The sequence below is a fragment of the Paenibacillus sp. J22FR83 genome, from assembly GCF_059691955.1.
Genome location: NZ_JCAUAM010000033.1, coordinates 14,380 through 26,216 on the forward strand (window position 1 = coordinate 14,380; position 11,837 = coordinate 26,216).

Sequence of the window (11,837 nt, forward strand, 5' to 3'; positions counted from 1 at the left end):
TTTTAATAGAGATGATGAATAGGATCGGTGAGAAACATGACGTATAAATTAGTTGCTGCTGACTTGGATGATACCCTATTGCGTGATGATTTGACGATTTCACAAGAGACAGTCGAAGCTATGCATCAAGCTGTTGCCAAAGGGGTAACGGTTACTATCGCCACAGGAAGAAGCTTCCCTTCTGCTGCCAAAATTGCCAATCGTATCGGACTCAACGTCCCCATCATTACGTATCAAGGGGCTTTGATCAAAAACTTGTTGGACGAGAAAGTCCTCTATGAGCGCACTGTCCCTGTAGAGAGCGCCCGCTTCCTTCTAGATTATTGTGAGAAGAACAACTATCATCTTCAGCTTTACCATGGGGATGAGCTTTATGCAGCTGAAGATAACGATAAGATCAAAAACTATGTGAGCTTGTCCAAGACCCCTTATATTATTGGCGATTTGCGTCAATGGATCCATATTCCGCAGCCGAAGCTGTTGATCGTAGATAAACCGGAGGTTTGTGATCAAATCCGTGAGGAGCTCCTCCCTCTACTGGGTGATAAACTGCATATCACGAAATCCAAACCGCATTATTTGGAGTTCATGCATAAGGAAGGTACGAAGGGTCATGCGATCACGTTCCTTGCAGAGCACATTGGATGCTCATTAGATGAAGTAATTGCACTGGGCGATGCTTGGAATGATCGGGAAATGCTGGAAGTGGCTGGCCTCGGCGTTGCCATGGAGAATGCACTGCCTGAGCTGAAGGCGTTGGCGAACTTCGTGACGAAGAGCAATAACGAGGATGGCGTGAGGCATGTGTTGGAGAAGTTTGTTTTGGTGGATTGAGAGTAGGAAAAAGAAACAGAGACCCCCAGCTGAACGCTGAGGGTCATTTTTATATGTTCGTGTGGTTGCCCTTTAAAATGATCTCATAGTTCCAACGTCATAAAAGAACTTAATGGGTCATCTGTATAATCCGCGAACGGTCCACAATAGGTAAAGCCAAACTTCTCATATAATTTCCTAGCAGGTTCGAACGCTTCCATGGAGCCTGTCTCCAAGCTAATTCGCGTATAGCCACGTTGCTTCGCTTCATTAATAATGTGATCAAGAATTTTCACCGCGACGCCCTTCCTATGATGTGCTGCGGAAGTTCGCATGGATTTTAACTCACCATGTTGACTATCCAACTCCTTGATCGCCCCGCAACCCACTAAATCTCCTTGTTCCCAACCACTCCAAAATGTGACACCAGGTTTCTTCAATCCATCCAGATTTAAGGCATGCGTACTCTCTGGCGGGGATAACGATTGCATATGTAGAAGATGCTCCATAATGAGCGCTCTTACTTCAGGACCCGATAAATCATCCACTTTAATCTCCATAATTGTTCTCCTCTGTCTCTAATTTTTAATCACTAGAATACAACATTACAATGGTTAATTACAACCACCCTTGGGATGCCGCACAACATGAAGCGTACTACTTGTGCACGGTGACAATGCACCAAGAGGTACTAGACAGTAAGGTTGCTGATATGAGAACATGAGTTATCGGCATCCGTGTAAGCGTTATCTTTTTTCGTTAAGGGCATAAAGATTTTATAAGATTAATATCCATACCCATCAGGTAGTAAAAAAGGAGCGTGTATCCTATGTTCGATGGCGCATTACTCCAGGATAAAGTCGTACTGATTACTGGCGGCGGCACAGGGCTTGGCCGCGCGATGGGTGAGAAATTCTTGTCGCTCGGCGCTAAGCTGGCTATCACTGGTCGGCGTGAAGAGGTGCTCGCGAAAGCTGCAGCTGAGATGAGCACGGCTAGCGGCGGGGATGTATTCTACCATCCCTGCGATGTCCGTGATCCGCAGCAGGTAGCTGCCATGATCACGGCCGTGGAGCAGCACTTCGGTCGCATCGACGTGCTGATCAATAATGCGGCGGGCAACTTTGCCAGCCCGACTGAGCATTTATCACCGCGAGCAGTCGATGCGGTGCTGAACATTGTGCTCCACGGGACGTTCTACACCACGTTGGAGTTGGGTAAAAGGTGGATCGAGCAAAGCGTAGGCGGTACGATGCTGAACATCGTGACCTCCTATGCCTCCACTGGATCCGCCTTTGTTGTGCCTTCCGCCGCCGCGAAGGCCGGCGTGCTTGCCCTTACCCGCTCACTCGCCGTCGAGTGGGCGCGGTACGGGATCCGGCAAGTCGCGATCGCGCCGGGGCTGTTCCCGACCGACGGCGCGTGGAGCCGACTGGCTCCCACGCCCGAGCTGTCGCAGAAGCTCTTGCACCGCGTCCCGCTGGGGCGCGTTGGGGAAAAAGATGAGCTGGCGAACCTCGCCGCTTATCTGATTTCGGACTTCGCCGGCTATATTAACGGCGAAGTGATCACGATTGACGGCGGCGAGTGGCTGCAAGGCGCCGGGCAGTTCAACGACCTGCTCGAGGTGACCCATGAGCAGTGGGTTTCCCTTGCGGAGATGACGCGCAAGGGGAAATCGTAAGATTAGTTTGCGCTCGGCTTGCCAATTAGCCAGGTTTTATCGAATTAATCTTGCTATCTACGGCAACAAACCTTGGTTAGACCGAAATAACCCAACTAAATCGACTAAAAAGTCTCCCAAGCCAGGAATATAGAGAAATAAGTGGGCAAAATCTGACTAATGGACCTTTTTATCAAGAATTCCTTTATTTAATTGGGTTTTATCGGACTAATACTGTTGCTGATGAGGATATAATGTAGCAAGTAATGATGAAGTGGCGAAATAGGATATGTAGTTGTTAGTCGTCGACTGATTCGGCGTGGATTAACAGGAAAAAATACATCTAATTCCATATATTTTATACATTTATATGAAATAAATGGAAAATATACATCTAAATTAGTGGATTAGTCGAATTTTATTGGTTATCGTTAAAATTAGATGGAGAAAATCCAGTTATCTTCCTTTTTCAGTGGAATTGGGAAGAAATAGCTGGATATTTTCCATCTATTTGGCTGATGGCGGCAGATCTATTCTACTCTTTCCACACATTCTTCATAAAAATAGACTTACAGATGTAAAACTTTCATCTGTAAGTCTATTTCTAGCTGCCGCCAGGGGTAATCCCTAACAATGACACCTTCACTGTTGGCGGTCAGCCCTCTGGTTAACCTGGCTTACCCCTTCACAGCCCCTGCCGTCATGCCCTTCATAATCTGTTCCTGGAACAGCAAGAACACGATAATCGTTGGAAGCACAGCAATCGCAAGCGCAGCCATCGTCAATTCGTAATCCGTCATGTAGCCTGTTGCAAAGGCGGATAGGCTGAGCGGTACGGTTTTGAGCGCAGGCTTACTAATGAAGACCAATGCGAAAGCGAAGTCGTTCCAGAACCGGAGAAAGCCCAGAATGGCTACGGTTGATAATGCAGGAACACTGAGCGGAAGCATCATGCGGAAGAAAATGCCCCAGTAGCCCGTGCCATCGATCAGCGCGGCCTCTTCGATTTCTTTGGGAATACTGACTAAGTACGCAGCTACGATGAAGATGGCTAATGGCAATTCAAATGCAACATAGGGCAAAATAAGTGCGCCGTACGTATTCAACAAGCCTACTTTTTTCATGATAATAAATAGAGGTACGAGTGTGCTATGAATCGGAATGAGCATGCCCAACAGGAACAAGCCAGTGAAGAATGCCTTCAATTTAAACTCAAAACGCGCGATAATAAAGGCTGCTAATGCGCCAAGAATCAGTGTTAGCACTAAGGAAGCTACCGTTACAACGGTCGAGTTCCACAAGGAGAGGCCCATTCCTGAAACTTTCCATGCGCGGACTAGGTTATCCCACTTCCAGACGGTTGGCAGCAGAAAAGGCCGGGAATAGAACTCTTCATTTGATTTAACGGCACTAATAAATAACCATATTAATGGATACAACGTGACCAATGCATACAAGGATAGAACGGTATTGATGGCGCCGCGCGTCCATACTTTACGTTGTTTAGCTCCAGCGGGAAACCCCGTCTGCATCGCTACAACCTGCTTCATAGATGTCCCTCCTACAAGAGATGAATGATGATCATGGTTAATCTGCCTAACGATAGTCTCGCTTCATAAGATATTGACTGCCCACGATCAGAAGCAAGCTAAGAATAATAATCGCTGTAGACAGCGCACTACCGAATCCGAAACGATACACATTGAAGGTACTATTGTACATATAGGAAGCTAGTAATTCCGTAGAATGCGCTGGACCGCCGCCTGTCATGACATAGATCAGATCGAAGGCTTTCAATGAGCCCGAAATACATAGGACGATTGCTACCTTCACCGTATCCCAAATCATTGGCAATGTGACGGCAAATAGTTTACGCACGGGTCCGACACCATCCAACTGGGCAGCGTCTTCAATTTCAGGTGAAATATTTTGTAAGGCAGCAATGAACATAATCATGTAGGGACCAATATAATTCCAGATGATCGGCACCATCAGCGCGAACATCGATACTTTCGGATCGGAGAGCCAAGCTTTCTTCCAACTGTCAAGACCAACGCCATCTAGCAAGAAGTTCAAAATACCGATTTGCGGGTGATAAATGTATCCCCAGATAATCCCGACGACAACAGAAGATAATACCATGGGCATAAAGACGGAAGCTCGAATGATACGTTGAAAAGGTGTGCTGCGCATCAACAGCAGCGCTAAGATCATAGCGATCGGAACCTGCCCGAAGACGGAAGCGGCAACGATAAGCATGTTATTTTTAAAAGCTTTCCAGAAGATCGGATCTGTAAATACCTCGATATAATTATCCATCCCAATAAACTTCGCTGCGCCAATGCCTTTCCAGTCAAAGAAGCCATAGTACGCCGACCAGAACAGGGGAACGATAACAAAAAACAAATAGATGACTAAGGCTGGAAGGAGCCCTATGGTGATGAATCCTCTCATTCTTGCGGACACGTTCATGATGCCCCTCCTTGTAAGCTGTTTTTGGAAAAAAGGCTCCAGCCGAGCTGAGGCTGGAGTCCTTTGGCCTTACCTTCTTATTTGCCGATAGCTTTCGCTTGGGCATCTTGCACTTTCTTCGCAATATCTTCCGGCTTACCGCCCATCAGAAGCTCTTGAAGTCCGTTGTTCACGACATCTGCACTTGAGGAGCTCAGTCTACCGTCATACACAGGCGTCATTTTCACATTGCCCATCATTTTGTAAACTTCTGCGAAAAGGGATGTTACTTTGCTTGTATCCAACGCGACCTTGTAGCTAACAAGCTGATTGCCTTCCAAGATCGCTTTCTGTGCCTCTGGACCTGATAACGCGTAGATCAATTCGTAAGCGGCAGCTTTTTGTGCGCCAGTTACTTTTTTGCTCATACCTAAACCAGTTCCAACAACACCGGAGAGTGTGTTCGGATCACCTTTCCCATTCGGTACGGATGGTAATACGGTAACGGCCATGTTCGCAAGTGCTTCTTTGGAAGCGCTCGCTGCTAGGTTCGGCAATGCCCAACCGCCATCGATCATCATCGCGGCTTTTCCTTGCGCGAACATTTGTTCCATTTGTGTGTTATCGATGCTGTTGAACCCTTCTTGGAAAGCGCCTGCTTTGCCAAGCTGTTGCAGGTACGTTAAGGATTGAACGAATTCAGGATCCGTAAACTTGGCCCCGTTTTGATCAACAGCCTTCAAGAACCACTCTGTTCCTGTTACACGGTCAGCCAAGGAGCTTAGGATACTTGATTGTGCGACCCATGCCGCTTTGTTGCCGAGCGCGATTGGCGTTACGTTATTCTTTTTGAACGTATCCACCAATTTCATCATGTCGTCCCACGTTTTCGGCGGTTGTACGTTATATTTGTTGAAGATTTCTTTGTTGTAATAAAGAATCGATGTTGGCGATAAGGCCATTGGTGCCCCATAGGTTTTGCCAGCAATTGTGAAATCATCGAAGGAACCTGGCATAAAGTTGCCCTTCCACTCCGCTTTGCTATCCAGAAGCTCGTTAATCGGTTGGATTAAGTCACCGCCGACGAACTCCTTCGTCATCACACCAGGCCACATCACGAATAGATCGGGCATTTCGTTCGCTGCTGCTACGGTTTTTAGACGCGGACGGTATCCATCGGGTGGAATCCCTTGAATATCCAACTCCACATTCGGATGGTCCTTCTTGAATTTATCCATATATTCGCGCATCGTTTTGGCACGTGTATCTTCACCTGTGTAGTTGTGCCAGATAGAAAGCTTCACTTTCTCACCAGGTTTTGCTGTCTCTGTTTTAGCTGGTGCCGTGCTGCCTTGTGCCCCATCTGTAGTTCCATTCGACCCACAACCTGCTATCAACGAAAGTGACATCGCAGCCGCCAGTGTAACGATAAATGACTTTTTCATTTGTTCGGACCTCCTAAAAGTTTCGTAGCAACTAGCTCCCCTACTTGCAAGCTCTCTTCGTTACTCCTTTAGTATAGGGGACATTGTTCTGCAGAGGTACGGGAGAGACTTCGGCGCGAAGGGGGACATTATTCAGTCTTTACCCCCTTGTCGAAATTCGGACGGCGTTCTTCCTGTGTGCTTTTTGAACTGCCCAGTAAAGTATTTGATATCCTCATAACCTACGCGCCTTGCAATATCGCTCACTTTCAATTGCGTGCTCTGCACAAGATCTGTTGCCAGCTTCATACGTTCCCGAGTCACGAATTCTAGATACGTACACCCGGTCTCCCGCTTAAACACCTCACTGAAATGATTGGGATTGATATGGACGAAACCAGCCACTTGCTGAAGCGAAATCGGCTGATGTAAATTATCTCGAATGTACGCAATGGCCTTATGGATGTACGCATATTTATTCTGATCGAGTCCCTGGTGGAAAATGCCCATAATCGCTGAGAGCACCTTGAACACCTCGTCTTCAGGACGGCCTTCGCCTTCTAGCTTAGATAGTGCACTAAGTACCGACTGATCCTGCTCGGCAGTGCTGGCTCTCTCTAACCAACGATGACCTGCTACCACGATCGATTGCAAATAACCTTGAACGGACATTGGCGTTGCCGCGGCATCCTCAAGTTGTGTACGAACCTTCAGATTCACCCAGTGTCTAAGATCCGTCGCGTTATCTTTCATAAGGATCGCTGCAAGCTCCGTTTCCTCTTTCTCGGTACAAACCGTCCGACTTCCGCTTCGATCTTGAATATCTTGCAGGGTGTACAGTCCTCTTGGGCCTAACAAACCTTGGTAGGCGAACACTTCCTTGGCGGCGCGATAGGACGCACGCAGCCCCTCATCATCGTGGGCAACAGGTCCCAGCGAAGCAAACACGGCGCATTTCAGTGTTTCAGTGACACGTTGAAGCGCTTTCTGGAGACCTGCGTCATCGGTTACCCCTGCTTCATATCGAACAACCATGACGAAATGATCCTTCTGCATCAGCGTCACACAAGGGAGAAGCTCGTACAACATATTCTCTGCGGCTCCTTGCAGCAGATTAGCGAAAGTTACCCAACCCGAACAGGATACGAGCAGCACCTGTCTGGCAATCCCCGTACCAGCTTCCACTGAGGTGTCGACGCCATTTTTACGAAACCATTGGTGCAGCTGTGTACGTGCTGCTTCATCATCGTGTAAACCACGATTCAAAGCCCTGTCCAACAATTGTGAGCGCAACGCTGCCTGCTGAAGGTTATCCTGCTTAACCGACTCCCATTTATCCATAATGTTCTGCTTCGCTTTCAGCGCTGCTTTGATAATCTCTTCCGGACGGCTTGTTTTGAGCAAATAATCAGTCACACCGCCGCGTAAAGCCTGCTGCGCATAGTTGAAATCATCGTATCCCGTGAGAATAACGATCTCCGTATCCGGCAGAATTAGCTTAATTTCACGGGCAAGTTCAATACCATCCATCCCCGACATCCGGATATCGGTCAGCACTATATGCGGCTTCTCCTGCGGAATGCGCTCTAATGCTTCTTCAGCCGATGAAGCGGCAGGCAGCAGTTCCAATCCAAGCTCTTTCCAATCAATTACGGTACACAAGCCCGTACGAATAATAACCTCATCATCCACAATAAGAATTCTCATAGGGACAACTCTCCTCTCTCATGCGGAATCAGGAATGTAATACGGGTACCTGTGCCCAGCGTACTCTCCAGAACAAGGCCCGCGCCCGCGCCATAATGCAGCAGCAACCTGCGATGCACATTGATAAGTCCATAACTGGTCACAACCTTCTTCCTCTCTTCATCCGCTTCACTTCGGATCCCTAATTTCTGATTAGCCAGAGCCAACTGCCCATGAATATCTCTGAGCTTCGCTTCATCCATCCCAATTCCCGTATCCTCCACCACGAATTTCATATCATGCTCCCGCAGCTCGCCGTGGACATAGATGTGGCCTTTGGTTTTTTTCTTCTGAATGCCGTGAATTAAACTGTTCTCAATCAAGGGCTGGAGCAACAGCTTTAACATGACACTTTGCGTCATTTCAGGATCAATAAAAAACTCAATCTCGAACTGATCCGGGAATCGAATCGCTTGAATGTACGCATAGTTCTGTGCATGGGATACCTCCTGCTGAACAACGCAGAACTCCTCCCCCTTATTTAAGCTAAAACGCAAGAAATCACTGAGCGCACCGACCATCTCGGCAATTTGTCGATCTTTATTCATCAAGGCAATCCAGTGGATAGACGACAAGGTGTTATATAAAAAGTGCGGATTAATCTGTGCTTGGAGCGCCATAATATCCGCCTCCTTCTTCATCGCTTCGTTCAGCTGAACCTGATCCTTGAGACGGCTGATGCGGTCACTAAGCTTGTTGTAGCTGTGTACGAGCAGACCGACCTCATCTGCACTCTTCACTTCAAACGTCTGAATCGTCTCGTCAGGATTCAAATCTTTGAGATATTTGGTCAATTTCATAAGCGGATTCGTGACCCATCGCAAGAAATAGATGACCAGCGCCATCGCAAGTAAGAGCGCAATGAGTATGGTGACGGCCGTTACGGTTAGGACGAAGCCATTTTGTTTTTGATAAATGTCGGTCGGAATGAATCCGACTAATTTCCAACCCACGCGTGGAAGTCCATTGTACAGAACAGTATATGGATGCATGCCTCGCAACACATTCGACACACCGCTTGTTTCTGTAAGTCCATGCAGATTGGGGAACACTTCGGACATATCCTTCATCAGCCACTTCGAATCGCCACCAGCAATAATCCGATTATCTGCGTCGACCAAGACGACAAATCCACTCGTTTCCCAGCCCGCATCCGTCAAATAATGCTCAATCTCTGATTGATCTAGGGAAAAGGATAAGGTGCCTAACGTTTTGAACAGAGAAAAATCCCGAATCGGTCTCACCAGTGAAATCACCTTACGTAAACCGTCAGAGGTTTGAATGTCATAGAGCGGCGACCACCATTTGGGAGCGGATTTATTGGTTGTTTCGTACTGTTGCAAAAGCGGCGCCAAACCTGAATTCGTAATCGTTGTTGTATATAACACGGGATTACTGTTTTTGGGGGTAATCGTAATGTTGGCAATATACTTTTTGGAATAGGATAAGTTCCATAGTGTCCCAATAAGCTGCGAGTATAGATTGATATCACTTTCTTCTTTGCCAAGGTAAGCCTGAACATCCCTCTGTCCGATTAAGAAAATCGACATGTTCTCCACGTCCTGAATAACAAAATCAAGCTTATCTGTCATCTGCCTCAGGGTATTCATCCCGGCTTCCTTCGCTTTATCCTCGGTAACCGAGGTTGCAATGCGATAGGAAACCGTTCCCATCGTAAGTAAAGGTAAGACAACTGCGAATAAAATGAGCAATGAGAGCTTGCGATTGAGTGATTTGGCAAACCACCGCTTCATGGGAAATCCTCCATTCATCTAGCGATCCTACTTCTGGCAACACTTAGCATTCCTCATACCACGATCTTTTTACCATAGTATCATGAGCGAACCTGGAAAATCATACTTTTTTTTAGTCTAACAAACTTTTTGTTTGACATTCAGAAAGTTTGTGATACCATTTTGCTCAGAATCACTTACAAGCTATGAGGGGGGATAACCGGTATGGAATCCATTCGGGATGAATTTGAATTTTTGACCGATATGGTGACTGGCCTTGCTGCTCAATTCGGTGAGAACTGTGAGGTTGTGCTGCACGATTTGACGGGATCCTATGAGAGCACCATCGTCGCCATTGCCAACGGTCATATCACGGGACGCAAAATCGGAGACCCTGGCACGAATCTTGGTCTTGAGCTGCTGCGAGGCAATCATGTAAACGGCAACAAGTTCAACTATTTGACTCAAACGAAAGAAGGCCGCATTCTGCGCTCTAGCTCGATTTATATGAAAAATAAAGCTGGCAAAATTATCGGTTCTCTCTGCATTAACACGGACATCACGGATCTCATGGTCGCTGAGAAAACACTGAAAAACCTCATTAACCCTGCTGGCGAGCAAACCGAGGTAAAGGAATCGTTCGTCACAAGTGTCAGCGATCTCCTCGATGCTCTCATTCAAGAAGCGCAGGAAATCATCGATAAACCTGTTGCCGTTATGACCAAGGAAGATAAGATGCGAATGATTCAGCTTCTCGATGCCAAAGGTGCTTTTCTGATCAAAAAAGGCGGCGAGAAAATCTGTACGTATCTCAACATATCCAAATACACCCTATACAGCCATCTGGAAGAGGGCAAAAGTAACGCGAAAGAAAGTGAGAGTGCATCCCTATGACGATCTCCCTAGAAACACCTTGCCTCCTGATTGATACAGATATCTTGAGCCGTAATATTGCAACCATGGCAGAACGTGTTCGGCAAAATGGTGTTAAACTACGTCCGCATGCGAAAACGCATAAGCTTCCTTCTGTTGCTCAACAACAAATTGACGCCGGCGCTGTTGGTATTACTGTGGCAAAGGTATCGGAAGCTGAGGTGATGGCTGCGCATGGGATTGCTAATATCTTCATCGCGTATCCGTTGGTAACCGCGAGCAAGATCGAACGTGCGATTCGCATCAGCGAGAGGATCGAGCTTATCGTTGGCGTGGACAGCTTGGCCGGCGCCAAGCTGATGGAGCAGACTGCGGCCAAGCATGGCCATACGCTGCAGGTGCGGTTAGAGATTGACACCGGGCTGCGCAGAACCGGTGTGCCGTATGAAGAGGCCGCCGCGCTGGCTGCGGAGATTGCCGGTATGCCGCATCTGCGGCTGACCGGCATCTACACGTTCCGCGGCGCGCTGCTTGCGGGCAAGCCCACGCTCGACGTGGCGGCCGCCGGCTTAGAAGAAGGCCAGCTGATGGTACAGCTGGCCGACCGCCTTAGAGCCGCTGGCATCGCTATCGCCGATGTCAGCGTGGGCTCGACGCCGACGGCTTTGTATGCCGCGGCGGTTGAAGGCGTGACGGAGGTGCGCCCCGGCACCTACGTCTATCAAGATCGGATGCAGGCGCAACTTGGCGTCTGCGAGCTCAAGGACTGCGCCGGCAGCGTGCTCGTCACCGTCGTGAGCCGGCCTTCAGTGGATCTGGCGATCGTCGACGGCGGCAGCAAGACCTTCGCAACGGATGTGCAGCCAGGCACGCATCCCTTGCAGTTGCGCGGCTTCGGCCATATTCATGGCCTCGAAGATGCACTGCTCGTGCGGATGACCGAGGAGCACGGCATGGTCGAGCTTGGGCCACTGGCGCAAGCTGCTGATTTGAAAGTCGGCGACCAGCTGCGCATCATTCCGAATCATATATGCAGTACGGTTAACCTGCACAATCATGTTGTGATGCTGCGTGGAGATACATGTGAACGCGTGCCCGTGCTTGCACGAGGCATGCTGGAATAGCTGAAGTAGC

The 11,837-nt window shown here is 48.2% G+C and carries 10 protein-coding genes; 4 read left to right on the forward strand and 6 right to left on the reverse strand.

Features of this window, described 5'->3' with window-relative positions; all coding sequences use genetic code 11:
- Nucleotides 1-36: 36 nt before the first annotated feature.
- Entirely contained in the window at nt 37-834 is a 798-nt protein-coding gene (locus AC58PV_RS34025; RefSeq protein ID WP_497437436.1) for a Cof-type HAD-IIB family hydrolase, read from the forward strand.
- Between the two features lie 83 nt (nt 835-917).
- Here AC58PV_RS34025 and AC58PV_RS34030 read toward each other — a convergent pair whose 3' ends face one another.
- Nucleotides 918-1,373, reverse strand: coding sequence for a GNAT family N-acetyltransferase (locus AC58PV_RS34030; RefSeq protein ID WP_497437438.1), 456 nt, complete (start codon nt 1,371-1,373; stop codon nt 918-920).
- A gap of 269 nt (nt 1,374-1,642) precedes the next feature.
- On the opposite strand from AC58PV_RS34030, the gene AC58PV_RS34035 reads away from it, so the two are divergent.
- Nucleotides 1,643-2,497, forward strand: coding sequence for an SDR family oxidoreductase (locus tag AC58PV_RS34035; RefSeq protein WP_497437440.1), 855 nt, complete (start codon nt 1,643-1,645; stop codon nt 2,495-2,497).
- A 656-nt stretch (nt 2,498-3,153) separates the two neighbouring features.
- Here AC58PV_RS34035 and AC58PV_RS34040 read toward each other — a convergent pair.
- The 5 genes from AC58PV_RS34040 to AC58PV_RS34060 form a co-directional block, all read right to left on the reverse strand.
- Nucleotides 3,154-4,008: a carbohydrate ABC transporter permease gene (locus AC58PV_RS34040; protein WP_497437468.1), complete on the reverse strand. Its 855-nt coding sequence runs from the start codon at nt 4,006-4,008 to the stop codon at nt 3,154-3,156.
- 64 nt (nt 4,009-4,072) lie between these two features.
- Nucleotides 4,073-4,948 carry a carbohydrate ABC transporter permease gene (locus AC58PV_RS34045; protein WP_497437441.1) on the reverse strand — a complete coding sequence of 292 codons (876 nt, stop codon included), beginning with the start codon at nt 4,946-4,948 and terminating at the stop codon, nt 4,073-4,075.
- Nucleotides 4,949-5,025: 77 nt separating this feature from the next.
- Nucleotides 5,026-6,372, reverse strand: a complete 1,347-nt coding sequence (locus tag AC58PV_RS34050; RefSeq protein WP_497437442.1) for an extracellular solute-binding protein — start codon at nt 6,370-6,372, stop codon at nt 5,026-5,028.
- Nucleotides 6,373-6,504: 132 nt separating this feature from the next.
- Nucleotides 6,505-8,058, reverse strand: coding sequence for a response regulator transcription factor (locus AC58PV_RS34055; protein ID WP_497437443.1), 1,554 nt, complete (start codon nt 8,056-8,058; stop codon nt 6,505-6,507).
- Nucleotides 8,055-9,851 carry a cache domain-containing sensor histidine kinase gene (locus AC58PV_RS34060; protein ID WP_497437445.1) on the reverse strand — a complete coding sequence of 599 codons (1,797 nt, stop codon included), beginning with the start codon at nt 9,849-9,851 and terminating at the stop codon, nt 8,055-8,057. The genes AC58PV_RS34055 and AC58PV_RS34060 overlap by 4 nt, the downstream gene beginning before the upstream one ends.
- Nucleotides 9,852-10,055: 204 nt before the next feature.
- Between AC58PV_RS34060 and AC58PV_RS34065 the strand changes: the two genes are divergently transcribed.
- Nucleotides 10,056-10,724, forward strand: coding sequence for a helix-turn-helix transcriptional regulator (locus AC58PV_RS34065; protein WP_497437446.1), 669 nt, complete (start codon nt 10,056-10,058; stop codon nt 10,722-10,724).
- Nucleotides 10,721-11,827 (forward strand): alanine racemase, encoded by a 1,107-nt coding sequence (locus AC58PV_RS34070; RefSeq protein WP_497437447.1) that lies wholly within the window; start codon nt 10,721-10,723, stop codon nt 11,825-11,827. Before AC58PV_RS34065 ends, AC58PV_RS34070 begins: the two co-directional genes overlap by 4 nt.
- Nucleotides 11,828-11,837 lie beyond the last annotated feature (10 nt).